Source organism: Nocardioides sp. LML1-1-1.1, assembly GCF_040676175.1.
In the GTDB taxonomy this organism is placed as follows: Bacteria; Actinomycetota; Actinomycetes; order Propionibacteriales; family Nocardioidaceae; genus Nocardioides.
Genome location: NZ_JBEGHK010000001.1, coordinates 749,313 through 775,562, shown reverse-complemented (window position 1 = coordinate 775,562; position 26,250 = coordinate 749,313). Strand labels below are relative to the sequence as shown.

Below are 26,250 nucleotides of genomic sequence, written 5' to 3'. Positions count from 1 at the left end.
GCCGGGTCACTTGAGCAGCTTGCTCATCCGCCGGTCGGCCAGCGGCTTGCCGCCGGTCTGGCAGGTGGGGCAGTACTGCAGGCTGGAGTCGGCGAAGGACACCTCGCGCACGATGTCGCCGCACACCGGGCACGGCTTCCCGGTCTGGCCGTGGACCGCGAGGTTGGACTTCTTCTCCTTCTTCAGCTCGCTCGCGGCGAGCCCGCGGGAGCGCTCGACGGCGTCGCCGAGGGTCTCCCGGATGGCGGTGTAGAGCGTGGTCAGCTCCTCCTCCGAGAGCCCGTCCGCCGGCTTGTACGGCGACATCCGGGCCGCGTGCAGGATCTCGTCGGAGTAGGCGTTGCCGATCCCGGCGATCGTGCCCTGGTGCCGCAGCACGCCCTTGATCTGCTTGCGGCCGGCCTCGGCGAGGATCCCGGCCAGGCGCTCCTGGGTGAAGTCCTCGGTCAGCGGGTCGGGGCCGAGGCTGGCGATGCCGGGCACGTCGAGCGGGTCGCGGACGAGGTAGAGCGCGAGCGACTTCTTGGTGCCGGCCTCGGTGATGTCGAGGCCGGGGGTGGTGCCGTCCTGCTCGTCGAGCACGACCCGCACCGCGAGCGTGGACTTGGTGCTGGGGCGCGGCGGCAGCGCGGGCACCTCGTCCTTCCAGCGCACCCAGCCGGCCCGGGCCAGGTGGAGGACCAGGTGGAGGCCGCTGGCCTCGATGTCGAGGAACTTCCCGTGCCGTCGTACGTCGTCGACGAGGGTGCCCTCGATCGCGGACAGGGGCGGGTCGTAGGTCTTGAGCGCGCTGAACGCCGCAATGTGGACGCGGGTGATGGCGCGACCTTCGAGCCGGCCCCGCAGGTCCAGGGCCAGCGCCTCGACTTCGGGCAGCTCGGGCACGCGCCCAGCCTAGAACAGTGCTCCGACCCGGGACTTCGTCCTGTTTGCGCCGACCGGCAGTGACCTCGCGCGGCGCCCGGCTGTTGGTCGCCATGTCGCACTCGGGACGCGGCCCACCCCCCCGCACCAGCTGAGAGGCCGTCCCCATGCGCCGCCACCTTCCGCGTCTCGTCGTCGCCCCCGTCGCCCTCGCGGCCGCCGCGGTCGTCGGCCTCGGTCCCTCCGCCCACGCCGCGGACCCGGCCACCTGCGGGCAGCCGGCGATCCCCGCCGTGTACGACGCCGTCGTGCACCCCGCGCTCACCACGACCGTGCCCGTCGTGACCCACCGGGAGTGGGCCTGGCAGCGCACCGTCGCGACGACCGAGGCCGAGCACAGCCGGGTGGTGACGCCGGCGACCGGGCGCTGGACGTGGAGCCGCTCGGTGGACGTGCTGGAGCGGGAGCTCACGCGCACCGTGGTCGACCGCGCCGCCGTACCGGCGGTGGTGGTGACGATGTGGCAGTACGTCCAGCAGCAGAACGGCAACCTCCGCTGGGAGCGCGCGGGCTGGAACGCCGGCGCCAACGGCAACGGCTGGTCGCCCACCGGGCTCACCCGCGACGACGTCGTCACCCCCGCGGTGACCGAGCTGTCGCACCAGGAGACGACCTGGGTGCAGGACGGCGACCACGCGCCGGCGGGCGCCACCGCGACCGGGGCCACCCGGGTCGCCGGCAGCATCCTGGAGGACGTCGACCTGCCCGACGGGGACACTCCGGCCGGTGCCGGCTGGACCCGCGGCGCCTGGACGCAGACCGCCGCCGCGGTCACCGACGAGATCTGGCTGCCGCAGGGTGACCCCGCCCCGGCCGGGTACGTCGCCACCGGCGCCACCCGGGCCGGGGCACCCCTCCTGGAGCAGCCCGCCGGCACCTCGGCCGTCGCGCCTGCCGGCGCCGGCTGGACGCAGGTGCCCGGCACCGAGGTGACCGTCGTGGACGCCGCGGCCCACGACCGCGTCGACGTCCCCGCGTGGACCGAGCAGGTGCTGGTGAGCCCCGCGGTGGCGGCCACCGAGCCGTGCGACGAGGAGGAGCCGGAGCTGCCCGTCGAGGAGCCGGTCGTGCTGGACCCGGACCCGGTGGACCCGGTCGACGGAGACGTCGGCGGCGAGGTCGGCGGCGAGGTCGGCGGCGAGGAGGACGCGGTCGTGGACGTCGTCCTGAGCGACGAGGGCGAGGTCGCCGGCGTCGCCGACACCCGCGCCGCGGCCGCACCGGCCGCCGTGCTGCCCGCCACCGGCGCCTCGGCCGACCCGTGGCTGGTCGGCCTGGGTGCGGCCAGCGTGGCCGCCGGGGTCGGACTGGTCCGCGGGCGTCGTACCCGCACCCACTAGCGTCCCTCCCATGAGGAGGACCGCGCTGGCCGCGCTCGTGCTCGCCCTCGCCACGGGCTGCGGGGGCGACCCGGCGCCGGAGGCGTCGGGGATCGAGGGGATGGAGCCGGCGCAGGCGCTGCGCGCCACCCACGACGCGATGCGGGACCTGGCGGACGTGACCTACCGCGGCACGACCACCGTGACCGGGCCGGCCGGCCCGCTCGCGGGCAACGGCGAGCTGGTGGTGACCGACGACGGCACCTGCCAGTCCTCCTTCGCGCACGCCGACCGCGGTTCGCTGGTGACCCGGACGGTCGGCAACACGGTCTACGTCTACGCCGACGTGGCGATGATGCGCGGCCCGCTGCGGTACGACGCGGAGAAGGTCGCCCAGCTGCGGGGCAAGTGGCAGGCGGCGCCGCGGCCCAGCTCACGGTCGTGCGACCTGGCCGAGCTGCTGCCCGACGACGCGCGCTACGAGGACTTCGAGGCCGCCGGCTCGGGCGAGGTCCGGGGAGCCGCGGTGCGCCGGTTCACCGGCAAGGACGACGACGGCTCGGCGATGACGGTGTCCGTCGCGACCCAGGGCCCACCGCTGCTGCTCGCGGTCGAGACCGAGCGCGGCGGGACGAGCAGCTTCGAGCTGGTCGCGCACGACAGTGGCGCGAAGGTCGCCGCGCCGCCGGACGAGCGGATCGTCAACACCTCCTGACTCTCCGACACGCTAGGTGGATCTAGGGCTCGCACTAGAGATCCCGATAGCGTCGGATCATGGACCCGATCCGCAACCCCTACGCGCCCGGCGCGGGCCAGCGCCCGCCCGAGCTGGCGGGCCGCGACGAGCAGCTGGCCGCCTTCGACGTGGTGCTGGAGCGGGTCGCCCGCGGCCGTCCGGAGCGCTCCCTGGTGCTCACCGGGCTGCGCGGGGTCGGCAAGACGGTGCTGCTCAACGCGCTGCGCTCGGCCGCGGTCCGCAAGGGGTGGGGGACCGGCAAGCTGGAGGCGCGGCCCGACCAGTCGCTGCGCCGGCCGCTGTCCTCCGCGCTGCACCAGGCGGTCCGCGAGCTGGGCCACCCCGAGCCGGCGGAGACCGACCACGTGCTCGGCGTGATCCGCTCCTTCGCCCAGCGGGAGGCGGGCACCGACGCCAAGCTGCGCGACCGGTGGAGCCCGGGCATCGACGCGCCGGTGGTGCGGGGGCGGGCCGACTCCGGGGACGTCGAGATCGACCTCGTCGAGCTGTTCACCGACGTCGGCGGGCTCGCGGCCGACGTCGGCAAGGGCGTCGGCATCTTCATCGACGAGATGCAGGACCTCGGTGCCGACGACATCAGCGCGCTCTGCGCCGCCTGCCACGAGCTCAGCCAGAACGGCCTGCCCGTCATCGTCGTCGGTGCCGGTCTCCCGCACCTGCCCGCGGTGCTGTCGGCCAGCAAGTCCTACTCCGAACGGCTGTTCTCCTACCAGCGCATCGACCGCCTCTCCCGCGACGCCGCCGACCGCGCCCTCGTCGCGCCGGCCGCCGAGGAGGAGGCCGCCTTCACCGCCGACGCCCTTGCCGTGATGTACGACGCCACCCGCGGCTACCCGTACTTCATCCAGGCCTACGGCCGCTCCGCCTGGGACCTGGCGCCGCGCTCGCCGATCACCGCCGACGACGTCGCCGTCGCCGGGCCGGAGGCCGAGCGCGAGCTGGCGGTCGGCTTCTTCGGGTCCCGCTACGAGCGGGCGACCCCCGCCGAGCGCGACTACCTGCGCGCGATGGCCGACGCGGCCGGCGACGACGAGGACCCGGTCGGCTCGGTCGCGACGGCGGACGTGGCCGCCGTGCTGGGGAAGAAGCCGCAGTCGCTCTCACCCGCGCGGGACTCGCTGCTGAAGAAGGGGTTGATCTACTCCGGCGAGCGCGGGCGGATCGCGTTCACGGTCCCGCACTTCGGGCGCTACCTCCGCACCCAGGCGTGATCTAGTCTCCTGCTCGTGGAACTGCAGCGACTCGCGGACGCTCTCTCCGACGCCGGCCTGGTCACCGACCCCACGGCCGAGGACACCTTCGTGCACGGGCGCACCTACCTCCCCGGCGCCGACGCCGAGGTCAACCTCAACGTCGACCCCGAGCTCGACGAGCACCCGGACGCCGAGGTGGGCGCGCTCGTCGAGCGAGCCGCCGGCGTCCTCGCCATCACCGCCGCGCAGTGGCGCGGCGTCGTGGAGCAGGTCGCGAGCGAGATCGAGGACGCGGTCGGTGATGAGCCGGTCGCCGAGCGCACCGACCTGCGCGACGACCTGGTCATCCGCTCGGTCGTGGTCTTCGCCGACACGGTCCTGCTCTCCTTCGAGGCCGCCGAGCAGTTCCCCGGGGGCGCGATCCGGGTCCAGCTCGACGACGACCTCCAGGTCGAGGACCTCGAGGTCGACGGTGCCGCGGCGGTGCTGCGGGACGAGACCGAGACCGTCGTCTTCGACGACCTGGACGACCTGCTCGACCACCTGACCGCGGAGACCTGAGGCCCTACGCTGAGCGGGTGAGCGACGCCCCGATCGAGAAGCCGCGCTCGTTCCTGCGCAACCTCGTGCCGACCCTGGCCTTCATGCTGGTCTGTGGCGTGGTCGGCCCGATCTTCCTGGTGATGGGCCTGGTCGTCGACGAGCCCGACACCGGCTGGCTGCTGCCGACCGGCATCGCGATCACCGCCCTGGACGTGGTGATCGCGGTGCTCGTGGCGCGCGGGCGCACCCGGATGCAGCAGCGGATGCACCGGCTGCGGGTGCGCGGGCGGAGGGCGCGCGCCCGCGTGCTGTCCTTCGAGCAGACCAACGTCCGGATCAACGACCAGCCCGTCCTGGTGCTGCGGCTGCGGATCGAGGGCGCGGACATCACCCCCTTCGAGGTGCAGAGCCGGACCGTGGTCTCCGACGTGCACATCCCGCTCCTGCACGCCGGGGAGCTGCCGGTGCTCATCGACCCGGAGACCGAGGAGTGGGAGATCGACTGGGCCTCCGCGCGCCCGGTCGCTCCGGTGGTGACGGCCACCGACGAACGCCCGGCCGCCGAGCGCCTCGCCGAGCTCGACGAGCTGCTGCGCAAGGACCTCGTCAGCCGGGACGAGTACGACGACGCGCGCGCCCGGATCCTCGGCACGCTGTAAATCGTTGGCGCCGCCCACCGGGCACGTCGTAGGCTCTTCCCATCATGCTCATGACTGCCTGACCCGACTCGCGTCCGCGGCCCCGCCCGGCGAGTCCGACCTCGTCACCGAAGGCACCGTCATGTCCGCACTCCCCCCGATCGTCGTCCGCGACCTCACCGTCACCTTCGGCCGTCGTACCGTCCTCGACGGGATCGACCTGCTCGCCCAGCCGGGCCGGCGGATCGGCCTCATCGGCGAGAACGGCGCCGGCAAGTCCACGCTGCTGCGGGCGATCGACGGCAGCCTGCCCGCCACCGCCCAGGTGAGCGGGAGCATCGAGGCGCCGCCGGACCGGGCGTTCCTCACGCAGGAGCCGCCGTTCGCCGACGGGGCCACGATCGCGGAGGTGCTGGCGACCACGCTCGCGCCGCTGCGCCAGGCGGTCGCGGACGTCGAGGGGCTGGCCGACCGGCTCGACGACCCCGCCGTCGCCGAGCAGTACGTCGCCGCGCTCGACCGGGCCCTCGCCTCCGACGCCTGGGACGCCGATCGCCGGGCGCTGCTGGCCGCCGAGCAGCTCGGTCTCGACGGGCTCGACGACGACCGGCCGGTCGGCAGCCTGTCCGGCGGCCAGCGCACCCGGCTCGCGCTCGCGACCCTGATGACGCGGCGGCCCGCCTGCCTGCTGCTCGACGAGCCGACCAACCACCTCGACGACGAGGCGGTCGCGCTGCTCGTCGGCTTCCTGCGCGACCTGCCGGGCGTCGTGCTGCTCACCAGCCACGACCGGGTGCTGCTCGACGAGGTCTGCACCGACCTGGTCGACCTCGACCCGGTGGGCCTGGGCACCGACGGCCGCGGCGGACGCCGGTACGGCGGCGGCTGGAGCGCCTACGCCGCCGAGCGGGCCGCCGCCCGGCGCCGCTGGGAGGAGACCTACGCCCAGCAGCAGGAGGAGCTCGACCGGCTGCGCGCCGCCACCCGGGTGGAGAAGAGCACGATCGCGCCGGGCCGAGGGCCTCGCGACAACGACAAGTTCATCCACGCCTTCAAGGGCCAGAACGTCGACCGCGCGCTCGCCCGGCGCAAGAAGGACGCCGAGCGCCGCCTCGACGAGGCCGAGCGGACCCAGGTCCGCAAGCCGCCGGTGCCGCTGCGTCTCGCGACCGGGCTGACCGGCGCGGCCGCCGGCGGACGGGTGGTCACGGTGCGGGACCTCGTCGTGGCCGACCGGCTCCGGGTGCCCATCCTCGACGTGGACAGCGGCGAGCACCTGCTCGTCACCGGCGCCAACGGCACCGGCAAGTCCACCCTGCTCGGCGTCCTCGCCGGCCGGGTCGCGCCGACGAGCGGCAGCGTGCAGGTCGCCGCGCGGCGGGTCGTCGAGCTCACCCAGGACCCGGTCTTCCCCGACCTCACGGCCACGGCAGCGGACACGTATGCCGCGGCGGTCGGCCCCGACCTCGCGGAGGCCCGGCCGCTGCGCTCGCTCGGGCTGCTCCCCGCGCGCGAGCACCCCAAGCCCGTCGTGCTGCTCTCGGTCGGGCAGCGCCGCCGCCTCGCCCTGGCGATCGCGGTCGCCACCGCGCCGGACCTGCTGCTGCTCGACGAGCCGACCAACCACCTCTCGCTCGCGCTGGTCACCGAGCTGGAGGAGGCGATCGGGACCAGCCCGGGCACGGTCGTGGTCGCCTCGCACGACCGCTGGCTGCGGCGGCGCTGGGCCGGCTCCTCGCTCGCCCTGGGCTGAACCGGAGCTGCGAGAGGGACTCAGCCGGTGAAGGCGTAGGCGTCGAGCGGGTAGGTCTTCGCCGCCCACATCGTCTCCAGCGTCGTCGCCGCCCGGAAGGGCACGTCGCCGTTGTCGTCGAAGTAGTAGCTGTTGGCGATCCCGCACGAGTCCTGGAAGAAGACCTGGTGCTTGCGCCGGCTCATCGCACCGGCGAGGTACTCGGCGTTCGCCTCCGCGGTGACCTCGACCCGGGTGGCGCCGACCTTGCGGGCCTGCTTGAGCGCCCGGACGATGTGCGCGCTCTGCGTCTCGATCAGGTTGAAGTACGACGAGCCGTTGTAGCCATAGGGCCCGAGGATGGAGAAGAAGTTCGGGAAGCCCGGCACCGAGACACCCTGGTAGGCCTGGAAGCGGTTCTCCTCCCACCACTTCTCCAGGTCGAGCCCGCCGGCGCCGCGCACGGTGAACGGCGGCATGTTGCCCTTCTCGAAGACCTTGAAGCCGGTCGCCAGGATCAGCACGTCGGCGGTGTGCTCGGTGCCGTCGACGGTGCGCACGCCGGTGGGCGTGACCGCCGCGATGCCGGAGGTCTCCAGGGTGACGTCGGGCCGGTTGAAGGTCTGCAGGTAGGAGTTGGAGAAGCTCGGCCGCTTGCAGCCCAGCGCGTAGCGCGGGGTGAGCTGGTCACGCGTCTCCGGGTCCTTCACGACCCGGCGCAGGTGGGCGTGCCCGATCCGCGCGCCGACGGCGGCGACCGGCAGGAGGCCGGCGAAGTGCGCTGCGATCGGGAAGGTCACCTCGACGTAGGTCTGGCTGGCGAGGCGGCCCACCCTGCGAGCGCCCGGGATCGCCCGCAGGGCCGTGCGGGCCAGCCCCGGCAGCGGAGCGTCCGGCTTGGGCAGGCACCAGATCGGGGTGCGCTGGAAGACGGTGAGGTGCTCACCCGTGCGGGCCAGGTGCGGGATCGCCTGCACGGCCGAGGCGCCGGTGCCGACGATCGCGATCCGGCGTCCGGTCAGGTCGACGGAGTGGTCCCAGCGCGCGGTGTGCATGACGGTTCCGGTGTAGTCGGCCAGGCCCTCGATGTCGGGCAGCTTGGGCTGGGTGAGCACACCGGTCGCGCCCACGACGTAGCGCGCCGTGATCGTCCCGCTTCCTGAGCCCGACGAAGGGCCTTGGGTCTCCAGCCGCCACAGGTGCGCCTCGTCGTCGAAGGTGGCGGCGGTGACGCTCGTGCGCAGCCGGGTACGACGGCGCACGTCGTACTTGTCGACGCAGTGCTCGGCGTAGGCCTTCAGCTCGCGGCCGGGCGCGTAGACCCGCGACCAGCCGGCGACCTGCTCGAAGGAGAACTGGTAGCTGAACGACGGGATGTCGACGGCCACGCCCGGGTAGGTGTTCCAGTGCCACGCCCCGCCGAGCCCGTCGCCGGCCTCCAGCAGCAGGTAGTCGTCGAAGCCTGCCCGGGAGAGCAGGATGGCCGCGCCGATGCCGGAGAAGCCGCCGCCGATGATGACGACCTCGTGGTCGGGCTGGGGCAGGGTCCGGGCGGTGGTGCCGGTCATGCGCAGGAGTCCTCTCGCTGGAGGGGGACCAGCCCGCCGGGCCGGTTCAGCACCGACGAGGCCCCCAGGATGATGCAGTCGACGTGGTGCTCGATGCCCTCCGCGGTGCGGATGCCCTGGGGCACGAGCGCGTAGACGGGCCACGAGATGAGGGTGCAGGTGGGCTCCTGCAGGGCGGCGTAGTAGCGGCCGTCGACCCACGGCCGGCGCCGGTTGAACCGGCCGTCCGGGGTGAGCCGGTGCCGCAGCCACGGGTCCGGTACGGCGAGCCGCAGGTGCAGCCGCGCGACCGGGCGCCGCAGCACCGACGGCAGCGGCAGGGGCAGCGGGACCAGCCAGTCCGGCTCCTCCTGGAACACCTTGACCGCGCTCGCCGTGCGGACCACCTCGGGCACGATCACCGCGGCCTCGCGCCCGGGCGCGACGACGGCGACCCGCTGGCCGGTGAAGGCGCGCCCGCGCCACTGGTTGCCGCGCAGCAGCGCGCCGTCGTAGGTCACGACGCCACCGGCTCGTGGGTCAGCTCGTCGACCCAGGACTGGTGCTTGCCGAGCGCCTTGGCGGGGATGAGCGAGGTCAGCTTGACCATCGGGTCGGCGAGGACCTTGTGGTACGGCGAGGTCCGGTCGATCACCATCGCGGCCTGGGCGCGGAGCACGTGGAAGGCCGGGATCCGGCTGGTGTGCTCGCCGCGCGAGCCGATCGAGTTGAAGCGCTTCACCGCGTTGTAGAGCTTCTGCTCCGGCAGGCCCATCGCGACGATGTTGTCGCGCATCTTGTTGATGAGCGGGGTGAACACGACGATCAGGCCGAGCACGACCTGCGGCTTGAGGTTGCCCATCGACTCGATGAGCAGCTTGTGCAGCGGGCCCGCGCCGATCAGCTCCAGCACCTGGAAGTCGACGGTGATGTGCCGCGCCTCGTCGGAGTTGATGTGCCGGAACACCTCGTGGCACAGCGGGTCCTGGACCTCGTCGAGCAGGAACTTCACGAGGGCACCGTCGAGCGCGCACTCCAGCAGCGGGATCAGCGTCGCCAGGCCGGTGAGCGGCAGCGACTCGCCGTAGGTGTCGAGGGTCTTGATCGCGAGCTTGACGTTGATGTTCGGCTCGGGCGGGTTGCCCTCCTCGTCGAGCATGCCCCAGCGCTTCATCAGGGCGAGCTCGGCATTGGCGTGCTTCTGCTCCTCGGCGTGGAAGTACTCGTAGATCCGCTTGATCGTCGGCGTCGGCGCCTTCGTCGCCAGCGCCGCGAAACCGCGAGCGCCGACGTGCTCGATCCACACCAGGTCCGCCATGAACGGCTTCATCTTGGCGCGCACCTCGTCGGTCATCGTCTCGGCGCCGGGGGCGTCCCAGTCGATGTCGGCCAGCGACCACTGCTTGTCCTTGATGGTCTGCAGCATGCCGTCGAAGTCGTAGGTCGTGGTGCTCATCGGGTCTCCTCCTCGGGGACGAACCGGCCCATCAGGCCGGCCGCACGGGTGTAGGGCACGGGCAGCAGGCGCTTGGTACGCCAGAGCAGCTGCGCGTCGAGCTGCGGGACGACGTAGAGCCGGCCCTTGTCGTGGGCGTCGAGGGTTGTGCGGGCGACCCGGTCGGCGGAGAAGCCCGCCACCCGGGCGATCTTCCGCGCCAGCCCGGCGGCACCGGCGTCGATCAGCTCGCCGTCGAAGATGTTGGTCTTCACGAACGTCGGGCAGAGCACGGTGACCGCGATCCCGGTGCCGGCGAGCTCGGCGGCCAGCGTCTCGGAGAGGCTGACGACGCCGGCCTTGCTGACGTTGTAGGCCGCCATCCGCGGCGCGGCGGTGAAGCCCGCGGCAGAGGCGACGTTGACGATCCCGCCGTGCCCGAGCTCGCGCAGCGCGGGTGCGAAGACGTGGCAGCCGTGGATCACGCCCCACAGGTTGACGCCGAGGGTGCGCTGCCAGTCGGCCAGCGGCGCCTCGCCGACGACCTTGCCGCCGGCGCCGATGCCGGCGTTGTTGACGACCAGGCTCGGCGAGCGGCCCAGCCAGTCGACCGCCGTGCCCTGCAGCGCCTCGACCTGGCCCAGCTCGGAGACGTCGCAGCCGACGGCGATCGCCTCGCCGCCTGCGGCCTCGATCCTCGTGACGGTCTCCTTGGCACGGGTCTCGTCGAGGTCGGCGCAGACCACACGCCCGCCCCGCCGGGCGATCTCGGTCGCGAACGCGCGGCCGATGCCGCTGCCCGCACCGGTGACGACCGCGTCGGCGTGCTTGGTACGACGGCTCATCAGGCCTCCTTCACCAGGGTCAGCGCGCTCCGTCGGCGCTGCACCTCGAGCTGTTCGTCGACGAACTCCGCGGCCACGTCGAGGGCCCGGTCGGCCTCGGGCACGATCCGGGAGAGCGCCTGGAAGACATGCATCTGGTCGGGCCAGACCTCCAGCCGGACCGAGGCGCCGGCGGACTCCAGGCCGCGGGCCAGCTCGATCGCGTCGGCCGCGAGCATCTCCCGGCCGCCGGCCTGGACCAGGCTCGGCGGGAACCGGTCGGCGCCGTCGAAGGAGAACCGCAGCCGCGGCGCGGCCCGGTCCTGGCCGACGAGGTAGAGGTCGAGCAGGCGCGCGGCGCGGGCCGCGGAGATCATCGGGTCCGGGCGCATCCGCTCGCGGGCCGCGGCCAGCGACATGGACAGGTCGAGCACGGGGGAGAAGGCCGCCAGCGCGGCGGGCGCGGGCCGGTCCTGGCGGATCAGCTCCAGCGCCAGGTCGACGGCGAGGTGCCCGCCGGCGGAGTCGCCGGCGAGCACGATCCGGCTGGGGTCGTGGCCCTCGCCGATCAGCCAGTCGTACGCCGCGCGCACGTCGTCGGCCGCGGCCGGGAACTGGTGCCGCGGTGCGAGCCGGTAGTCGCAGGCGAAGACCGGCAGGCCGGTGCGCTGCGAGAGCCGGGTGGTGATCCCGCGGTGCGTGCGCGCCGAGCAGATCGTGTAGGCGCTGCCGTGGATGTAGAGGATCACCGCGTCCTCGCGCTCGGCACCCGGTCCGCGCACCCACTCCCCGCGCGGCGTCGGGCCGCTGCCGGCGGGCCGGAGGACGCGGACCACCTTGCTGCCCGGCAGGCCGGGCCCGAACACGGCGAGGCTGCCGGCGACGAGGTGCCGCGCGAAGCGGACGCCGCGCGGGTTGGCCGGCACGAAGGCCGTCAACGGGCGCAGGGTGCGGGAGGTGGCCTCGGCGGCGATCCGGCTGCGGAGCGAGCCGCGGGCCGGACGCTGATTCTGACGGCGCATGCCCTCACATTGCATTCTGAGGGCGGGTGCCGTCAAGATGTTCCCGTGGAAAACCCGTTGCCCGCCCCGCGCCGCCGCTACGGCGGCAAGAGCGCCGAGCAGCGGCGTGCGGAGCGACGGGAGGCGTTGCTCACCGCGGCCGTCGAGATCTGGCAGGAGAGCGGCTGGGCGGCGGTGACCATGCGCGGCGTCTGCGCCCGTGCCGGCCTGACCGACCGCTACTTCTACGAGAGCTTCGCCGACCGCGACGCCCTGCTCGCGACCATCTGGGAGCAGATGCGCGACGAGACCCTGGAGATGCTGCTCGCGGCGATCCTGCCGCACGCGGACGCGCCGCCCCTCGACCAGCTGCGGGCGGCGGTCCACGCCGTCGTGCACCACATCGGCGACGAGCCGCAACGCGCGCAGATCGTCTTCGGCGACCACGCCGGCAGCGCCGTGCTGGAGCAGCGCCGCCGCGAGACGATCCAGATGACGGTCCGGCTGATGATCGACCTGGCCCGGCCCTACCTGCGCGAGGACGTCGACGAGGTCGGCTTCCAGGTCACCGTGCTGACCGGGATCGGCGGCTTCGTGGAGACCATCCACGCCTGGCGGGCCGGTGTCGTCGAGGCGGGGACCGACGAGCTGGTCGAGCACCTGATGACGATCGGCGCCGGGCTGGCGCCGCGCTTCGTCCGCGACTGACCGGGTTTCCGGGACCGCCGGCGGTGCAAGACTCTCCGCCGTGACCTCCTCGCTGCTCGCCCCCCGCCGTCGTACGACGCCCCGGGTCGCGCGGCCGAGCGAGGCCATCGGCGGCGGGTGCGAGGCGACCGCGATCCTCGACTGGCGCGCCCCCGAGGTGACCGCACTGGTCGCGGGGCTCGACGCGCCCGACGACGGCGGCTACCTGCGCGCCGCGCACCAGCGGATCGCCGCGACGGTCCGCCCCGTCTACGCGATGGACGAGCTCCAGCGGGTCTCGCGGACCCTGGCAGTGCGCCGGGGCTGCTGCAGCCAGCGGCTGGCCGTGCTGGAGGCCTGCGCGCGGAGCGCCGGGATCGCCACCCGGGTGCGCGGGATCGTGGCCGACGGGGAGTTCTGGTACGCCCGCTTCCCGCGCTGGACCTGGCTGGTGCCGGAGCGGGTGGTGCTCGCGTGGCCGGAGTTCCGCGTCGACGACGCGTGGCTGGAGACGGGTGAGCTGTTCGGCCCGCTGGACGAGATGGCCGCCTGCGGCATCGGCTTCTCGAACACCGACGGCGAGACGCTCTTCGACGCCATCGGCCGCACCGCGGTCGACTGGGGTGGGCGGACCGGGGTCGCCGCGTGCGACCTGTCGGCGCTCGTCCAGGAGGACCTGGGCCACTTCGACAGCCGCGACGAGCTGTTCGCCACGCACGGCCAGACCCTGTCCCGGCCGGCGCTGCGCATCATCGACCCGGTGCTCGGCAGAACCAACGTGCTCCCGCGCGCATCACAGCATCCATGAACCGTGTCGTCCTGGCCGCCGTCGCGACCGCCACCGTGCTCGGCACGGCCGGCGGCGTGGGCTACGCCCTCTCCTCCGGCTCCGCGGAGCCCACGTCCGGCGACCCGGCCGGCGACGGCCTCTTCTACTTCCTGCACGGCACCATCCACGACGACGCCACCGAGCTCGACGTCCCCGGTGTCGACGCCGACCAGGTGGTGGAGGTACGACGTGAGGGCGAGGGCTACCTCGTCGTCTCCTACGCCGCCGACGGGGACACCCTGCGCGGCACCTACGTCGCCACCGACGGCTCCACCCGGGACACCGGGCCGGTGCGCGAGCCGCCGGTGCGGACGAGCTCGCCCGACGGCGCGCACGCGATCGTGCAGGAGGGCGGCTGCCTGAGCGGCGGGCCGGCCGGCGCGCGGGAGCGGTGGTGGCGGGAGTGCGGGACGGGCCCGGCGTCGTCGTCGCCGTACGCCCCCGACGGCTCGCTGCTGCTCACCGCCGAGGTCGTGGACGACGGGCCCGCCGCGCCCGGCCTGCTGCTGCGTGACCCGGCGACGGGCGCGGTGCGCGGGCGGCTCGACCCGGCGGGCAGCCAGCGGCTGCACGCCGAGTGGGCCGGTGCGGACGCCGTGGACGTGGTGACCGGCACGGACACCTCCACCACGGTGGTGCTCAGCCGGTGCGAGCTGGCCGGCCAGCGGTGCACGCCGGTGCTGGAGGCCGAGGGCAACCTGGTGCCGGGGGTGCGCTCGTGAACCGCCGGCTGACCATCGCGCTGAGCGTCGCCGCGACCGTCGGGATCACCGGCGGGATCGGCACGGCGCTGAGCCTCGGTGGACCGGACGGCACGCCGGTGGCGGACCCGGTCGAGGCGGCGGCGCCGCTGTGGGCGACCGCCGAGGAGCTGCACGACGGGAACGTCGTCGTACCGCTGGAGGGGGTGGACTTCGTCACCGGCATCGAGCGCGTCGGCGACTCCTGGATCCTCCAGGACGTGCCGGACGGTGCGGCCGCCTCGCCCCGGGTGCTGCGGGTCGACCGCGACGGCACGGTCACCCCGCTGGCGGACGTGCACGGGCACGGCGACATCGACGCCTCCGGCACCCACCACGTCGGGCTCTCGGCCGACGACCAGAGCTACGTCGTCACCGACCTGCGCACCGGCAAGCGGACCCGGGTGCCCCCGCCGCCGGACCCCGGACCGCCCGAGGGCACGGCGCTCTTCGACGGCGACGACGTGATCACCGGCTGGTCCCCGGTCGGTACGACGTACTACCGCTCCGCCCTCGACGGCACCGGCCTGCGGATCGTCGGGCGCGACCCCGTCGACGCCCAGTTCGCCCCCGACCGGGAGCGGTACGTCGGCGTGCGCACCGGCCTCGGCGACCAGTGCCTGTACGGCGGGGCCGCCGACGAGGAGGCCACGCTGTGGAAGCAGTGCCCGGGCGCGCTGCCGTCGGCGCCGGCGTACGCCCCGGACAGCACGCGCTTCGTCGCCTACGCCTCGGGCGAGGGCGGCGGCGGGACCGGCCGTGCGGTGGTGCGCGACGCGACGACGGGCAAGGCGGTCGCGGACTTCGACCTGCCCGGCGACGTCACGCTCGACATGACGATGGTGTCCGCCGACGCGGTCGCGGTGCTGACGGTCACCGGGCCGACCGGCGCCGAGACGACGACCGTCTACACCTGCGAGCTGTCCGGCCGGTGCGACAAGTCCGGCACCGCGAGCGGCATCGGCGTGCTGGGCGGCAGCCCGTAGGGACCGCTCAGTCGTGCACCCGCAGCAGCGGCCGGATGGCCTGGCGGGCGTGGTGGATCCGCGACTTGATGGTGCCGAGCGGGGTGTCCAGGAGTCGCGCGATCTCGTTGTAGTCGAGCTCCTGGACGTCGCGCAGCACGAGCGGCTCGACGAGCTCGGGGTGGCTGCCGGCGAGCACCTCGAGCGCCTCCAGGAGGTCCAGCCGGCTGCCGGCGATGACGCTCGTGGTGCGCGGGTCGGCGTAGGTGGGCAGCTCCTCGACCGCGGTCTCGGCCGCGCGCCGCTTCAGGGAGCGGTAGGTCGAGCGGGCGCTGTTGGACGCCACGGCGTGCAGCCAGGTGGTGAACTTGCTGCGCCCGGCGAAGCTGCCGATCTTCGTCGCGACCAGCAGCAGGGCGTCCTGGGTGGCCTCCTCGGCGTCCTGCGGGTGCAGCAGCATCCGCCCGCAGATGCGGCGCACCCGTGGCTGCACGGCGGCCAGCACGTCCTCCAGCGCGGCGCGGTCGCCCGCCGCCGCGCGCAGCGCGAGCTCGTCGAGGTCGATCTCGTCGTCCATGAGGACATCCTCCCGCTCAGCCCGGGGACCCGGGCTCAGGCACAATACGCAGCGTGTCCTTGCCGGAGCGACTCGGGAGGCTCCGCCGTGTCGACCGGATCGGAGCCGGTGGTTTCGCGACCGTGTGGCTCTACCACGACGACGAGCTGGACTCGCCGGTCGCGGTGAAGGCGCTCGCCGACAACTGGGCGCAGCGCGCCGACGTGACCGAGCGCTTCCTCGAGGAGGCCCGCTTCCTGCGCCGGGCCGACTCCGACCACGTGGTGCGGGTCTACGACATCGGCGAGGCCGACGGGACGCCGTACTTCGTGATGACCTACGCCGACCGCGGCACCGTCGCCGACCTGGTCGAGCCCGGCCGGCCCGCCCCCGGCCTGGCCCGGGTCGTCGACCTGATGGCGCAGGCCGGTGGCGGCGTCGCGGAGCTGCACCGCACGGGCGTGATCCACCGCGACATCAAGCCGCAGAACCTCCTGCTGCGCTCGGCGCCCGACGGCGGCGAGCGTGTGATGGTCGCCGACCTCGGGGTCGCCAAGGCGATGCTGCACGCGAGCGGGCTGACCCAGGTGGTCGGCACACCGGCGTACATGGCGCCGGAGCAGGCCAACGGCCTCGGCCTCGACCTGCGCGCCGACGTGCACGCGCTGGGGGCGGTGACCTACCACCTGATGACCGGGCGGCTGGTGCGCGAGGGCGGGATCGGCTCGCTCGCCCAGCCGGTGCTGCCGCCGGCCCCGTCGGAGGTGGCGGCGGTGCCCTCGCCCTTCGACGCGGTGGTGCTGCGCGCGCTGGCGCCGGACCCGGAGGAGCGCTGGCCCGACGTACCGTCCTTCGTGGCGGCGCTGCGGTGGGCCGAGCGCCGCTCGGTGCAGGACGACGCGATGACCGGGACCGTGGAGCGCCGGGCGCCGCTCGTCGTCCAGGCCACCGAGGCCATCTCGGTCGAGCGCCCCGACGACCGTCCGCCGACCCGTCCGTTGCGTGTCGTGCTGCTCGCCCTGCTGGTCCTGCTGCTGACGTTCGGCGCGGCGTACGGCGTGACCCGGGTGGTCGCGGGCGACGAGCCCGGCGCGGCCGGCGGCGCCGACGGTGCCAGCACCGCCGCCGACATCGACTTCCCGGCGCTGAGGATCACCAAGGACCAGGTCTACGACCCGCACGTGGTCCGCGCGGGCACGCAGGTGTGGTCCTACCCGGTGCCCGCCGGCTGGGTCGCCTACGACGGCGAGAACGCCGCGGTCGACCCCGCCACCGTGGACAAGCGTGGCCAGGTCTGGTGGCGCCCGGAGGGCGAGCCGCTCGTCGGCGGGCACGGCCTGCGGGTGCAGGCGCGGGCCACGGCCGGCAGCGTCCAGGAGCTGGTCGCGGTCAAGGCCGACGAGCTGCGGAAGTCGAAGGACCTGAAGGACGTCGACGTCTACGAGGCGAGTGACGACGCGGTCTACTTCACCTTCCGCGACAGCCTCGGACGGCTGCGCTACAACTTCTTCCGGTGGGTCCCGAACGTCACGGGCGCCGCGACCCTGGAGATCTCGGTGACCGGCCGCGCGGCGGACAAGGCCGGCCTGGAGGCGCTGCTGGACCGGGTCGCTACCGGCGCCCGGACCGAGTCCCGCTGACGACGGTCGCGTCCCGCTCCTCGTCGCGATCGACCCGCGGCTCCAGCCCGGCCGCGCCGAGCGCGGCCAGCGCCGCGTCCACCTGGCCGCGCGACACCTCCGAGTGCACCGAGCCGCCGGGGCGCAGCCAGTGCGGCGCGAGCGCCACCACCCGGCGCAGCACGTCGAGCCCGTCGGCCCCGCCGTCGACGGTGCTGCGCGGCTCGTGGTCGCGGGACTCCGGCGGCATCGCGGAGACGGCACCGGAGGGGACGTAGGGCACGTTCGCGAGCAGGCAGTCGACCTCGCCGCGCAGGTCCACCGGGAGCGGCGTGGCGAGGTCGCCGAGGTGGGCCGTGCCGATCCCGGCGAGGTTGCGGGCGGCACAGGCCACCGCGGCGGGGGAGTCGTCGGTGGCGTGCAGGGTGAGGCCGGGGCGGCGGGTGGCGAGGGCCAGGCCCAGCGCCCCGCTGCCGCAGCACAGGTCGACCGCGGTGCCGGGTCGGTCCGGGCCGGTGAGCCGGGACAGGGCCGCGTCGGCGACCTCGACCAGGAACACCGTGCGCTGGCGCGGGACGAACACGCCCGCGTCGACCGCCACCCGCAGCCCGTCGAAGCCGGCCCAGCCGAGCACGGTCTCCAGCGGCTCGCCGGCGACGCGGCGTCGTACCAGGGCCTCGAGGAGGTCCGGCTCCGTGGCGGCCTCCCGCAGGAGCGCGGCCTCCTCCTCGGCGAAGACGCAGCCGGCGGCGCGCAGGCGGGTGACGAGGTCGGGCACCCGGTCAGGGTGTCAGGCCTGCGGCATCAGCAGCCAGCCGGCGATGTAGAGGACGATGCCGGCGCCGAAGCCGAACACGACGGCGGCGACCAGCAGCAGCCGGACCAGGTTGGCGTCGACGCCGAAGTGGTCGGCGAGACCGCCGCACACGCCGGCGACGACCTTGTCGTGGCTGCGCCGGGTCAGCCTGCGCCGGCCGGAGGACTGGGGGGCGGGGTAGCTCTCGTAGTTGCTCATGCCTCCACGGTGCCCGGTCCGCGCGCTCCGGACATCGGGGATCGACCCTGGTCCGACCCGGATCCGACCCTGAGCCCGGGGCGGCTGACATGATGCAGCCATGCGACCACAGGTCGTCGCCCACCGGGGCGCCAGTCACGAGATCGCCGAGCACACCCTGGGTGCCTACACCGCCGCGCTCGACACCGGCGCCGGCGGCCTGGAGTGCGACGTCCGGCTCACCGCCGACGGGCACCTGGTCTGCGTGCACGACCGGGACCTGCGTCGTACGGCGGCCAAGAAGGGGCTCGTCTCCACGATGGACCTCGCCGAGCTCTCCGACCTCGACTTCGCCTCGTGGAAGAACCCCTGGTCCGACCTCGACGACGAGGCCGAGGAGGACGACGACGAGCGCGGCGTGCTCACCTTGCGCAAGCTGCTGGAGACGGTCGCCGACTACGACCGGCGGGTGGAGGTCGCGATCGAGACCAAGCACCCCACCCGGTACGGCGGACTGGTCGAGAAGCGTCTCGTGGAGATGCTGCGCGACTTCGGCTGGGACCGCGCGGGCGCGCCGGTGCGGATCATGTCCTTCTCGTTCACCGCGCTGCAGCGGGTCGAGCGGCTGGCGCCGGAGGTCCAGCTGGTCCAGCTCTTCGACCGGCCCAACTCGTGGCCGATGCTGCGCCGGGTGATCGGCCGCGAGTGGATCGTCGGCCCCGGCATCAAGATGCTGCGCCAGCACGAGCGGCTGCGCGAGAGCCTGGTGCGCAGCGAGCGCGACATCCACGTGTGGACGGTCAACAAGGAGAAGGACCTCGACCTCTGCCTCGACCTCGGGGTGAAGGCCGTGATCAGCGACCGGCCGCGGCTGATGCTGGACCTGCTCGACGCGAGGTTCGGGCCGACGCAGTAGGTTTCGCCGCATGGCGAAGAAGAACCGCTCGAAGGCGACCGCGACCGCGACCCCGGCCGGCGAGGTCGGTCCCCGCCAGCCCTGCACCTGCGGCTCCGGCAAGCGCTACAAGGCCTGTCACGGCGCGCCCGGCGGCGGCCAGGTCTTCGTGAAGCGGCCCTTCGAGGGGATGCCCTCGGAGACCGACGTCGTCGCGCTGCGCGAGCTGGTGCCGGCGGCCACGGCGTCGCTGCCGCTGACCGGTGAGCACGCCGGGCGCACCGTGCAGCTGTGCACCCTGCTCCCGATGGCCGCGCCCGCGCTGGTCCGCGAGAGCGGCGACATCTGGCTCGGGCTGCAGGTCCAGCACGCCTTCGGCGACCCGGCCCGCGACCTCGGCGCCGTCCTGCTCGAGGCGCTCGCCGCCGAGCCCGGCGCCGGGATGGTCGGGCTGACCAGCCCGCCCGCGGCCGACGTACCCCGGTTGCAGGACCTGGTCGCCGGTGACCCGTTGAAGATCGAGGTGCACGAGGGCTTCGACTTCTGGGTCGCCGACATGGAGGCCTCCTCCGAGCTCGCCCAGGCGCTGGAGCAGGCGGACGGGGCGGCCTCGCCCACCGCGCGGCTGACCGAGGTCACCGCGGCGTACTGGACCCGGATGGGCGCCAAGGAGCACCTGCGCTGGGTGATGCCCGAGCCCGAGGACGCCCTGCTCGACGCGCTCGCCCGGCTGCACGTGACCGGCGACGACGTGATCGTCCCGGACGCCCGCTTCGTCGGCATGTTCCGTGCCCACGGACTGCTCGCGCCGGTGTGGGACCTCGAGGTCGGCACCGGACCCGAGCCGCTGGAGGAGGCCGCGACGGCGTTCAAGGCCAAGCTCGACGAGGCGCTCGCCGACGACTCCGACCTGACTACCGAGCAGCGCTCGGCGCGCAACGGCCTGGCCAACCGCCAGGTCACCATCCGCTGACTCACGCTCGCACGGCCATGTAACTCGGTGTTCGGGCATCCACCGTGGACTCCTGACCGGTCAGGACCCCCTGGTAGATGCCCGAACACCGAGTTACAGGCGCAGCGCCGCGCCCGGTCCGCCGTCAGCGGGCCGGCTGCAGCGCCCAGACCTTGAGCCGGGAGTAGCCCTTCACCGAGATCCGCCGCAGCCGCCGGAAACGGTACGACGCACCCCGGGTCTCGTCGTCGTCGTGCTCCACGGTGCGCCCGGACAACGCCTCGTAGGTCCCCAGGTCGACGAGCACCGTGCTCGGGCGGGCCACCGAGGTCAGCCGGGCGGCGATGTTGACCACGGGACCGAAGACGTCGCCGAGCCGGGTGACCACCTCGCCGTACGCCACCCCGGCGCGGACGGCCGGGAAGGCGTCCTCGGGGTCGGCGCCGCGGGCGGTGAGCTCGAGCGCGATGTCGGCCATCGCCTCGGGGGAGTCGGTGACGATGAGCAGCTCGTCGCCGATGTTCTTGATGATCCGGCCGCCGCGGTCGACGGTGATCTGCAGGACCGCGGACTCGAAGGACTCCAGCCAGGAGACCAGCTCGCGGTCGGTGAGGGTCCGCGAGCGCGAGGTGTAGCCGACGATGTCGACGAAGCAGACCGCCAGCGTGGTCCCCTCGCCGGAGGTGGACTCGGCGAGCATCCGGGCGCTGGCGCTGAGCAGGTGGCGGCGCCAGACGTAGGACTGCAGCTGCTCGACCCGCGGCATCACCTCGTCGGAGATCGCCAGCAGGCCCTCGGCCGGGTCCGCGCCGAGCTCGCCGGCCACGTCAGCCAGCAGTGCGACCTGCCAGTCGGCCAGCCGCGCGAAGCTGCGGCCCCAGGTGCGGACCAGTCCGTCCTGGCGCTCCTGGCTGAGGATGCCGAGGCCGATCAGGTCGTTGGTCAGCCGCAGCGCCTGGACGTCGGCGCTGGTGAAGGCGGCGTCCTGCTCGGGCACGTGGGCGAAGCCCAGCGCGTGCCACAGCTCGCGGGCGGTCTCGACCGACAGGCCCGCCTGGTCGGCGACCTCCTGCTGGGTCAGCCGCGGTGTCTCGCCGAGCAGGTGCTCCTCGAGCGCGCCGACGACCCCGCCGTCACCGGCGGGGTCGAGCGGGGGTTCCACGCCGTCGTACCGGGTCGGTCAGGCGTTGCCGAAGCGCGACTGGGCGACCTCGACGAGGGCCTGGTGGAAGGCCGGCCACTCCGAGTCCAGCTCGCGCAGGGTCTCGTCGGTGAGGTGGATGGTGTCGAGGGGGGTGAGCGCCACGATCGAGGCGGTGCGCAGCTTCTGGCCGACGATGGCGGCCTCGCCCACGATGTCGCCGGGGCCGAGCTGGGCGATCTCCTGGCCGTCGCGACGGACCGAGACGGTGCCGGCGAGCAGGATGTAGGCCTTGTCGGCCGGGGTGTCCTCCCAGATCGGCGACCAGCCCTCGGGGAGCTTCACCCGCCGTCCGGTCGCGCTGATCCGCGCGATCTCCTCAGGGGTGAAGTGCTCGAAGAACGTTGCCATTGCGTGGACCCTTTCGCCTGTGCTCCGCGTCGGAGCCGACCCTAGCCGTCCGCGGGCGCGAGCGGGAGGCGTCTCCGCGACAACCGTTACAACGTGTCCGGCTACCGCGGGTTACCGGCGCCGGAGATCACGCCGGGTCGTCCCGGGAGATGGGGCAGCTCATGCAGCGCGGACCACCTCGTCCGGACCCGAGCTCGGAGCCGGCGATCCGGACCACCTCGATGCCCTCCTCCTCCAGCCGTGCGTTGGTGCCCTCGTTGCGCTCGTAGGCCACCGCCAGCCGCGGCGCGAGCGCCAGGGTGTTGTTGCCGTCGTCCCACTGCTCGCGCTCGGCGGTCACCGGGTCGAGGCCGGTGTCGATGCGGTGCAGGGTGTCGATCTGCATGGCCTTCGCCGCCGCGACGAGGAACGGCTCGGGGGCCGCGACGTCGATCACGGTGGAGCCCGGCTCGCGCGCCGTCACGGCGTACGCCGTCAGGGAGTCGGCGATGTTGGGGTACATCACGACCTTGTCGACGTCGACCATCGTGCAGATCGTGTCGAGGTGCATGGTGGCCCGCTCCTGCGCGATCGGCACCGCCAGCACGGTGGTCGCCAGGCCGGCCGCGAAGACCTGCCGGGCCAGCCGCTCGGCCCCCGCGGGCGTCGTGCGCTCGCCCACGCCGACGGCGATCACGCCCGGTGCGAGCAGCAGCACGTCGCCGCCCTCGACGTGCTCCAGGTGGTGGCCGTGGATCCGGCCGGTGCCGGCGAAGCGCGGGTGGAAGTGGTAGATCAGCTCGGTCAGCTGGGTCTCCCGGCGCCGAGCCGGCATCGCGAGCGAGGTGATCGCGACCCGGTCGCGCAACCACACCGAGGAGTCGCGGGTGAAGAGCAGGTTGGGCAGCGGCGCGACCAGGAAGGTCTCGTCGGCGAGCAGCGAGGTGACCAGGGTCCCGCTCGCCAGCCCCGCGCGCGCCTCGTCGTTGCGGACACCGGCGGTGAGCAGGTAGGTCAGCTCCTCGGGCGAGGCGGCCTCGAACATCGAGCGCAGGTAGGCCCGCACCGGGTCGCCCAGGTCGCGCCCGCTCGTGCCGGTGAGGGTGGTGTCGGTGACCGCGGCCCGGGCCGCCGGGAGGGCGAGGGTCTCGGTGAGCAGCTCGGTCAGGTAGAGCACCTCGACGTCGCGCTCGCGCAGTGCGGCGGCGAACGCGTCGTGCTCCTCCTGCGCCCGCGCGACCCACGGGATGCCGTCGAAGAGCAGCCGGTCGTTGTTGCGCGGGGTCAGCCGCTGGAGCTCGGGGCCGGGCCGGTGCAGCAGGACCGAGCGCAGCCGGCCGACCTCGCTGTCGGCTCCGAACGGGGAGTTCACCATGCGGACACCCTAGGCGCCCGCCGGTCGCCGGCGGGTCAGCCCCGGAACGGGTCGGCGGGGTAGACGCCGAGGACCTTGATCTCGGTGGTGAAGAAGGCCAGCTCCTCCAGGGCCCGCTTGAGGCCGGGGTCCTCGGGGTGGCCGTCCACCTCGGCGAGGAACTGGGTGGCGGTGAACTTCCCGCCGACCATGTAGCTCTCCAGCTTGGTCATGTTGATCCCGTTGGTCGCGAACCCGCCGAGCGCCTTGTAGAGCGCGGCCGGCAGGTTGCGCACGTTGAAGACGAAGCTGGTCACCACCGGGCCGTTGCCGGCGGGTGCCTCGACGTACTCCGGCGAGAGCAGCACGAAGCGGGTGGTGTTGTGGTCCTCGTCCTCGACGTCCTCGCGCAGGATCTGCAGCCCGTAGATCTCCGCGGCCAGCGGCGGCGAGATGGCCGCCTGGGTCGGGTCGCCCGCCTCGGCGACCTCGCGCGCGGCGCCGGCGGTGTCGCCGGAGATGAGCGGGGTGAGGCCGAGCTCGCGGATCACCTTGCGGCACTGGCCGAGCGCGTGCACGTGGCTGTGCACGGTGCGGATGGTGTCCAGGCTCGCCCCGGGGTTGACCATCAGGTGGAACTGGATGCGCAGGAAGTGCTCGGCGATGATGTGCAGCCCGGAGTCGGGCAGGAAGTGGTGGATGTCGGCCACGCGGCCGGCGATCGAGTTGTCGATCGGGATCAGCGCGAGGTCGCAGTCGCCGCTCGCCACGGCCGCGAAGACGTCCTCGAACGAGGCGCACGCGACGGCCTCCGCGTCGGGGTAGTGCTGGCGGCACACGATGTGCGAGTTGGACCCGGGCTCCCCCTGGTACGCGATGCGCGGCATGCGCCGAGCCTAGTGCGGGCGGCGCGGGTCACCCGCCGGGGCGTTCGCGTTCCGTACGGTTTCCGCATGGCCGTCGCCCTCTCGATCCTCGCCCTGCTGCTCGCCGCGGCCGCCCTCGTGGTCGCCCTCCGCTCGGGTACGACGCGCCCGGCGCCCGGCGAGGAGGGCCTGCCCGCGGACGCCGCCGGCCTGCGCCGGGAGGTGGCCGCGCTGCGGGCCGAGGCGGCCGGGGCGCTGCGCCACCTCGCCGTCGTGCGCTACGACGCCTTCGACGAGATGGGCGGACGGCTGTCCTGGTCGCTGGCGCTGCTGGACGACGCCGGGGACGGGGTCGTGCTGACCTCGATCCGGGGACGCAACGAGGCGCGCACCTACGCCAAGTCCGTCGCCGCGTGGAGCAGCGACCAGGAGCTCTCCCCGGAGGAGAACGAGGCGGTCGCGCACGCCCGCATGGCGCGGATGTGAGCCGAGGGCCCGCTCAGCGCATGCTCTCCTCGCTCGGCATGTCCCCGGGCGGGAACCACGGCGGCGGCATGTCGTCCATGACGTCCGAGGTGTTGATCGGCGGCTGGTAGCCGGAGTCGCTCGGGTCGATCGAGGTGCCCTTCTGCAGCGAGTCCATCGCGGCGACGTACTTCTGCTGGTAGTCGTCGTAGAGCGTGTCGGTCAGCAGCTTGTAGATCTCGTCGGAGTCGGCGGCGTCGAGGGTCTTCTCCAGCTTGGGCAGGTCGGTGCCGGTCACGTCCGCGATCGTCTTGACGAAGTCGCTGACGTCCTGGCCGGCGCTGATCACCGCGTCGAACTGGCTCTTGACGTCCTTGACGACCGGCACGTGGCCGAGCACCTTCCAGCCGGAGGTGACGATCTTGGTCACGTCGGCGACCCACGCCGGGGTCTCGGGCGCGTCCCGCGGCGGCGGCCCGATCGGCGCCCACGCCTCGAGCTGCTGGTCGATGATCTTCACGATGCTCTTGGCGAACTCCAGGACGCCCTGCTGGGTGCCGTGGATGACGTGCGCGGCGGCGGCGAAGGTCTGCGCGACCTGGACGCTGGCCCAGGCCATCTGGGCGACCTGGCCGTCGTAGTTGGCGTAGAAGGTGTTGAAGCTGCTGCCGGACTTGCCGGTCCACTGGGTGCGGATCGTCTCGATGCCGTAGGGGTCGTCGAGCACGTTGACGGAGAAGTCGCTGGTGACGTAGGTGTGCAGGTCCTGCAGGGCGCTGGCGATCGCGGTCGGGTCGGCGCGGGTGAAGGAGTCCGTCACCTGGCGGCAGTACGACGCGAGCCCGCTCGCCCACGAGGCGCCGTTGTGCCACGCCTCGATCGCCCCCTTGGCGACGTCCTTCATGTACTTCTCGTTGGCGGCGCCGATCTTGGACGGGTCGGGGGAGTCGTGGATGGCGTCGAAGGGCACCCAGAAGATGAACTCGAACCAGCGGGTCGGGTCGACCTCGTGCCCGGGCACGGGGAACTTGCAGTCCTCGAGCCACCACGAGCTCGGCATGTAGCCGTCGCCGGGCGCGGACATCCCGCCGAGCTGGTCGCGCGCGGAGACGAGGTACTCCCAGGCCAGCTCGTTGCCCTTGAGGTAGCCGAGCTTCTCCTCGATCTTGTCGAACTGCTCGGAGAGCTCGAAGTAGTCGAAGCTCATCGGTGGCTCCTGTCCTCGGCGTGCTGGCTCATCGGTACTGGGCCGTCGGGTCGTAGGGCAGCCCGAGGTCCGACTTGTCCTCGCCCGCGGTCTCGTCGCGGTCGGACTTGTCCTCGCTGGGGGCCTCCGGGTCGTAGTCGGAGGAGTAGATGACGTGCGGGTAGGAGTGGCCGGTCGGGTCGATCAGCACCGCGCCGGGCGCCTCCGGGCTGCCGATGTCGGCGGGCGGGGCGGTCCGCGTCGGGTCGACGTTCTTGAGCGCGCCACCCCACTTGTTGAACTCGTCGCGCGCCTGGGTGTCGTGCTCGACGTAGTCGTCGCCGGTCGCCTCCAGCGCGAACGCCGCGTGGTTGAGCGTCGTGATCCCGCGCCGGATGCCGTCGTGGATCCGGCCGGCGATGTCGAGCGCGTCGCGCAGCGCGGGCGGGTCCCCGGCCTTGGCGGTCTGGATGTCGAGGGTCGTCACGATCGAGGTCAGCCGACCGGCGATGAGGGAGAGGTCCTCGGCCTGGTCCGGGATGCCCTGACGGGCCGCCGTGTAGATCTTCACGATCGGCACGTAGATCTCGTCCGACATCACTGGTCCTTCGTCCGGGGGCACCGCATCCGCGGGAGATGTCTGGTGCATTCCCCGCGCACGGCGGTTCATGCATGTGATTGGTGAGGTCTCGGTGTGG

At 73.4% G+C, this 26,250-nt stretch carries 29 protein-coding genes; 14 read left to right on the top strand and 15 right to left on the bottom strand.

Annotated features, from left to right (window positions below; translation table 11 throughout):
* Nucleotides 1–6 precede the first annotated feature (6 nt).
* On the bottom strand, nucleotides 7–885 hold the full coding sequence (locus MRBLML1_RS03770; RefSeq protein ID WP_364511592.1) for an Fpg/Nei family DNA glycosylase: 879 nt from the start codon (nucleotides 883–885) through the stop codon (nucleotides 7–9).
* A 146-nt stretch (nucleotides 886–1,031) separates the two neighbouring features.
* Between MRBLML1_RS03770 and MRBLML1_RS03765 the strand changes: the two genes are divergently transcribed.
* The 6 genes from MRBLML1_RS03765 (at nucleotide 1,032) to MRBLML1_RS03740 (ending at nucleotide 7,127) form a co-directional block, all read left to right on the top strand.
* A complete protein-coding gene (locus tag MRBLML1_RS03765) occupies nucleotides 1,032–2,264 on the top strand; it encodes an LPXTG cell wall anchor domain-containing protein (protein WP_364511589.1) in 1,233 nt (410 codons plus the stop codon).
* 10 nt (nucleotides 2,265–2,274) lie between these two features.
* Nucleotides 2,275–2,958: a hypothetical protein gene (locus tag MRBLML1_RS03760; RefSeq protein ID WP_364511586.1), complete on the top strand. Its 684-nt coding sequence runs from the start codon at nucleotides 2,275–2,277 to the stop codon at nucleotides 2,956–2,958.
* A 59-nt stretch (nucleotides 2,959–3,017) separates the two neighbouring features.
* A complete protein-coding gene (locus tag MRBLML1_RS03755) occupies nucleotides 3,018–4,211 on the top strand; it encodes an ATP-binding protein (RefSeq protein ID WP_364511583.1) in 1,194 nt (397 codons plus the stop codon).
* 15 nt (nucleotides 4,212–4,226) lie between these two features.
* Entirely contained in the window at nucleotides 4,227–4,754 is a 528-nt protein-coding gene (locus tag MRBLML1_RS03750; protein WP_364511580.1) for a hypothetical protein, read from the top strand.
* 17 nt (nucleotides 4,755–4,771) lie between these two features.
* Complete coding sequence (locus MRBLML1_RS03745; protein ID WP_364511578.1) at nucleotides 4,772–5,395, top strand: hypothetical protein; 624 nt, start codon at nucleotides 4,772–4,774, stop codon at nucleotides 5,393–5,395.
* A 121-nt stretch (nucleotides 5,396–5,516) separates the two neighbouring features.
* Nucleotides 5,517–7,127, top strand: a complete 1,611-nt coding sequence (locus MRBLML1_RS03740; RefSeq protein WP_364511575.1) for an ABC-F family ATP-binding cassette domain-containing protein — start codon at nucleotides 5,517–5,519, stop codon at nucleotides 7,125–7,127.
* A 20-nt stretch (nucleotides 7,128–7,147) separates the two neighbouring features.
* On the opposite strand, the gene MRBLML1_RS03735 is transcribed toward MRBLML1_RS03740, so the two are convergent.
* Genes MRBLML1_RS03735 through MRBLML1_RS03715 form a run of 5 tightly spaced genes read right to left on the bottom strand, consistent with a single transcriptional unit; the run spans nucleotide 7,148 to nucleotide 11,934 of the window.
* A complete protein-coding gene (locus MRBLML1_RS03735; protein WP_364511572.1) occupies nucleotides 7,148–8,674 on the bottom strand; it encodes a flavin-containing monooxygenase in 1,527 nt (508 codons plus the stop codon).
* Nucleotides 8,671–9,174 carry a hypothetical protein gene (locus MRBLML1_RS03730; RefSeq protein WP_364511569.1) on the bottom strand — a complete coding sequence of 168 codons (504 nt, stop codon included), beginning with the start codon at nucleotides 9,172–9,174 and terminating at the stop codon, nucleotides 8,671–8,673. The genes MRBLML1_RS03735 and MRBLML1_RS03730 overlap by 4 nt, the downstream gene beginning before the upstream one ends.
* Complete coding sequence (locus tag MRBLML1_RS03725) at nucleotides 9,171–10,109, bottom strand: ferritin-like domain-containing protein (RefSeq protein ID WP_364511566.1); 939 nt, start codon at nucleotides 10,107–10,109, stop codon at nucleotides 9,171–9,173. The genes MRBLML1_RS03730 and MRBLML1_RS03725 overlap by 4 nt, the downstream gene beginning before the upstream one ends.
* A complete protein-coding gene (locus MRBLML1_RS03720; RefSeq protein ID WP_364511563.1) occupies nucleotides 10,106–10,933 on the bottom strand; it encodes an SDR family NAD(P)-dependent oxidoreductase in 828 nt (275 codons plus the stop codon). The genes MRBLML1_RS03725 and MRBLML1_RS03720 overlap by 4 nt, the downstream gene beginning before the upstream one ends.
* Complete coding sequence (locus MRBLML1_RS03715) at nucleotides 10,933–11,934, bottom strand: alpha/beta hydrolase (RefSeq protein ID WP_364511561.1); 1,002 nt, start codon at nucleotides 11,932–11,934, stop codon at nucleotides 10,933–10,935. Before MRBLML1_RS03715 ends, MRBLML1_RS03720 begins: the two co-directional genes overlap by 1 nt.
* A 45-nt stretch (nucleotides 11,935–11,979) precedes the next feature.
* Here MRBLML1_RS03715 and MRBLML1_RS03710 point away from each other — a divergent pair, with 45 nt between their 5' ends.
* From MRBLML1_RS03710 to MRBLML1_RS03695, 4 genes are read left to right on the top strand one after another with little or no spacing between them, the layout of a single operon-like run.
* Nucleotides 11,980–12,621, top strand: coding sequence for a TetR/AcrR family transcriptional regulator (locus MRBLML1_RS03710; RefSeq protein WP_364511558.1), 642 nt, complete (start codon nucleotides 11,980–11,982; stop codon nucleotides 12,619–12,621).
* A 40-nt stretch (nucleotides 12,622–12,661) separates the two neighbouring features.
* A complete protein-coding gene (locus MRBLML1_RS03705) occupies nucleotides 12,662–13,408 on the top strand; it encodes a transglutaminase domain-containing protein (RefSeq protein WP_364511555.1) in 747 nt (248 codons plus the stop codon).
* Complete coding sequence (locus MRBLML1_RS03700) at nucleotides 13,405–14,151, top strand: hypothetical protein (RefSeq protein WP_364511552.1); 747 nt, start codon at nucleotides 13,405–13,407, stop codon at nucleotides 14,149–14,151. The genes MRBLML1_RS03705 and MRBLML1_RS03700 overlap by 4 nt, the downstream gene beginning before the upstream one ends.
* On the top strand, nucleotides 14,148–15,155 hold the full coding sequence (locus MRBLML1_RS03695) for a hypothetical protein (RefSeq protein WP_364511550.1): 1,008 nt from the start codon (nucleotides 14,148–14,150) through the stop codon (nucleotides 15,153–15,155). The genes MRBLML1_RS03700 and MRBLML1_RS03695 overlap by 4 nt, the downstream gene beginning before the upstream one ends.
* Nucleotides 15,156–15,162: 7 nt before the next feature.
* On the opposite strand, the gene MRBLML1_RS03690 is transcribed toward MRBLML1_RS03695, so the two are convergent.
* The gene (locus MRBLML1_RS03690; RefSeq protein WP_364511547.1) at nucleotides 15,163–15,711 is read right to left on the bottom strand and encodes an RNA polymerase sigma factor; all 549 of its coding nucleotides are present in this window, start codon (nucleotides 15,709–15,711) and stop codon (nucleotides 15,163–15,165) included.
* Nucleotides 15,712–15,764: 53 nt separating this feature from the next.
* Here MRBLML1_RS03690 and MRBLML1_RS03685 point away from each other — a divergent pair, with 53 nt between their 5' ends.
* Nucleotides 15,765–17,330 (top strand): serine/threonine-protein kinase, encoded by a 1,566-nt coding sequence (locus MRBLML1_RS03685; protein ID WP_364511545.1) that lies wholly within the window; start codon nucleotides 15,765–15,767, stop codon nucleotides 17,328–17,330.
* Here the strand turns inward: MRBLML1_RS03685 and MRBLML1_RS03680 are convergent.
* Both MRBLML1_RS03680 and MRBLML1_RS03675 read right to left on the bottom strand, forming a co-directional pair.
* Entirely contained in the window at nucleotides 17,302–18,087 is a 786-nt protein-coding gene (locus MRBLML1_RS03680) for a putative protein N(5)-glutamine methyltransferase (RefSeq protein ID WP_364511542.1), read from the bottom strand. The two genes, MRBLML1_RS03685 and MRBLML1_RS03680, sit on opposite strands and share 29 nt — an antisense overlap.
* 12 nt (nucleotides 18,088–18,099) lie before the next feature.
* A complete protein-coding gene (locus MRBLML1_RS03675; protein WP_364511539.1) occupies nucleotides 18,100–18,324 on the bottom strand; it encodes a PspC domain-containing protein in 225 nt (74 codons plus the stop codon).
* Nucleotides 18,325–18,424: 100 nt separating this feature from the next.
* Here MRBLML1_RS03675 and MRBLML1_RS03670 point away from each other — a divergent pair, with 100 nt between their 5' ends.
* Both MRBLML1_RS03670 and MRBLML1_RS03665 read left to right on the top strand, forming a co-directional pair.
* Nucleotides 18,425–19,219 (top strand): glycerophosphodiester phosphodiesterase, encoded by a 795-nt coding sequence (locus MRBLML1_RS03670; protein ID WP_364511536.1) that lies wholly within the window; start codon nucleotides 18,425–18,427, stop codon nucleotides 19,217–19,219.
* Nucleotides 19,220–19,229: 10 nt separating this feature from the next.
* On the top strand, nucleotides 19,230–20,171 hold the full coding sequence (locus tag MRBLML1_RS03665) for a DUF5926 family protein (RefSeq protein WP_364511533.1): 942 nt from the start codon (nucleotides 19,230–19,232) through the stop codon (nucleotides 20,169–20,171).
* 124 nt (nucleotides 20,172–20,295) lie between these two features.
* On the opposite strand, the gene MRBLML1_RS03660 is transcribed toward MRBLML1_RS03665, so the two are convergent.
* From MRBLML1_RS03660 to MRBLML1_RS03645, 4 genes are all read right to left on the bottom strand, one after another.
* A complete protein-coding gene (locus MRBLML1_RS03660) occupies nucleotides 20,296–21,312 on the bottom strand; it encodes an adenylate/guanylate cyclase domain-containing protein (RefSeq protein WP_364511530.1) in 1,017 nt (338 codons plus the stop codon).
* 18 nt (nucleotides 21,313–21,330) lie between these two features.
* Nucleotides 21,331–21,702 carry a Crp/Fnr family transcriptional regulator gene (locus MRBLML1_RS03655; protein WP_364511527.1) on the bottom strand — a complete coding sequence of 124 codons (372 nt, stop codon included), beginning with the start codon at nucleotides 21,700–21,702 and terminating at the stop codon, nucleotides 21,331–21,333.
* Between the two features lie 127 nt (nucleotides 21,703–21,829).
* Nucleotides 21,830–23,056, bottom strand: coding sequence for an arginine deiminase (locus MRBLML1_RS03650; RefSeq protein ID WP_414691203.1), 1,227 nt, complete (start codon nucleotides 23,054–23,056; stop codon nucleotides 21,830–21,832).
* 35 nt (nucleotides 23,057–23,091) lie between these two features.
* On the bottom strand, nucleotides 23,092–23,922 hold the full coding sequence (locus MRBLML1_RS03645) for a prephenate dehydratase (RefSeq protein ID WP_364511524.1): 831 nt from the start codon (nucleotides 23,920–23,922) through the stop codon (nucleotides 23,092–23,094).
* Between the two features lie 66 nt (nucleotides 23,923–23,988).
* Between MRBLML1_RS03645 and MRBLML1_RS03640 the strand changes: the two genes are divergently transcribed.
* Nucleotides 23,989–24,387 (top strand): DUF4446 family protein, encoded by a 399-nt coding sequence (locus tag MRBLML1_RS03640; RefSeq protein ID WP_364511521.1) that lies wholly within the window; start codon nucleotides 23,989–23,991, stop codon nucleotides 24,385–24,387.
* A 13-nt stretch (nucleotides 24,388–24,400) separates the two neighbouring features.
* On the opposite strand, the gene MRBLML1_RS03635 is transcribed toward MRBLML1_RS03640, so the two are convergent.
* Both MRBLML1_RS03635 and MRBLML1_RS03630 read right to left on the bottom strand, forming a co-directional pair.
* Entirely contained in the window at nucleotides 24,401–25,573 is a 1,173-nt protein-coding gene (locus MRBLML1_RS03635) for a hypothetical protein (protein ID WP_364511518.1), read from the bottom strand.
* 28 nt (nucleotides 25,574–25,601) lie between these two features.
* Complete coding sequence (locus tag MRBLML1_RS03630) at nucleotides 25,602–26,150, bottom strand: hypothetical protein (RefSeq protein WP_364511515.1); 549 nt, start codon at nucleotides 26,148–26,150, stop codon at nucleotides 25,602–25,604.
* Between the last annotated feature and the right edge of the window lie 100 nt (nucleotides 26,151–26,250).

Coding starts and splice junctions, on each gene's coding strand:
- MRBLML1_RS03765 (WP_364511589.1), top strand. CDS start 1,032: ATGCGCCGCCACCTTCCGCGTCTCGTCGTCGCCCCCGTCGCCCTCGCG.
- MRBLML1_RS03760 (WP_364511586.1), top strand. CDS start 2,275: ATGAGGAGGACCGCGCTGGCCGCGCTCGTGCTCGCCCTCGCCACGGGC.
- MRBLML1_RS03755 (WP_364511583.1), top strand. CDS start 3,018: ATGGACCCGATCCGCAACCCCTACGCGCCCGGCGCGGGCCAGCGCCCG.
- MRBLML1_RS03740 (WP_364511575.1), top strand. CDS start 5,517: ATGTCCGCACTCCCCCCGATCGTCGTCCGCGACCTCACCGTCACCTTC.
- MRBLML1_RS03735 (WP_364511572.1), bottom strand. CDS start 8,674: ATGACCGGCACCACCGCCCGGACCCTGCCCCAGCCCGACCACGAGGTC.
- MRBLML1_RS03725 (WP_364511566.1), bottom strand. CDS start 10,109: ATGAGCACCACGACCTACGACTTCGACGGCATGCTGCAGACCATCAAG.
- MRBLML1_RS03720 (WP_364511563.1), bottom strand. CDS start 10,933: ATGAGCCGTCGTACCAAGCACGCCGACGCGGTCGTCACCGGTGCGGGC.
- MRBLML1_RS03715 (WP_364511561.1), bottom strand. CDS start 11,934: ATGCGCCGTCAGAATCAGCGTCCGGCCCGCGGCTCGCTCCGCAGCCGG.
- MRBLML1_RS03700 (WP_364511552.1), top strand. CDS start 13,405: ATGAACCGTGTCGTCCTGGCCGCCGTCGCGACCGCCACCGTGCTCGGC.
- MRBLML1_RS03690 (WP_364511547.1), bottom strand. CDS start 15,711: ATGGACGACGAGATCGACCTCGACGAGCTCGCGCTGCGCGCGGCGGCG.
- MRBLML1_RS03675 (WP_364511539.1), bottom strand. CDS start 18,324: ATGAGCAACTACGAGAGCTACCCCGCCCCCCAGTCCTCCGGCCGGCGC.
- MRBLML1_RS03670 (WP_364511536.1), top strand. CDS start 18,425: ATGCGACCACAGGTCGTCGCCCACCGGGGCGCCAGTCACGAGATCGCC.
- MRBLML1_RS03665 (WP_364511533.1), top strand. CDS start 19,230: ATGGCGAAGAAGAACCGCTCGAAGGCGACCGCGACCGCGACCCCGGCC.
- MRBLML1_RS03655 (WP_364511527.1), bottom strand. CDS start 21,702: ATGGCAACGTTCTTCGAGCACTTCACCCCTGAGGAGATCGCGCGGATC.
- MRBLML1_RS03650 (WP_414691203.1), bottom strand. CDS start 23,056: ATGGTGAACTCCCCGTTCGGAGCCGACAGCGAGGTCGGCCGGCTGCGC.
- MRBLML1_RS03645 (WP_364511524.1), bottom strand. CDS start 23,922: ATGCCGCGCATCGCGTACCAGGGGGAGCCCGGGTCCAACTCGCACATC.
- MRBLML1_RS03640 (WP_364511521.1), top strand. CDS start 23,989: ATGGCCGTCGCCCTCTCGATCCTCGCCCTGCTGCTCGCCGCGGCCGCC.
- MRBLML1_RS03635 (WP_364511518.1), bottom strand. CDS start 25,573: ATGAGCTTCGACTACTTCGAGCTCTCCGAGCAGTTCGACAAGATCGAG.
- MRBLML1_RS03630 (WP_364511515.1), bottom strand. CDS start 26,150: ATGTCGGACGAGATCTACGTGCCGATCGTGAAGATCTACACGGCGGCC.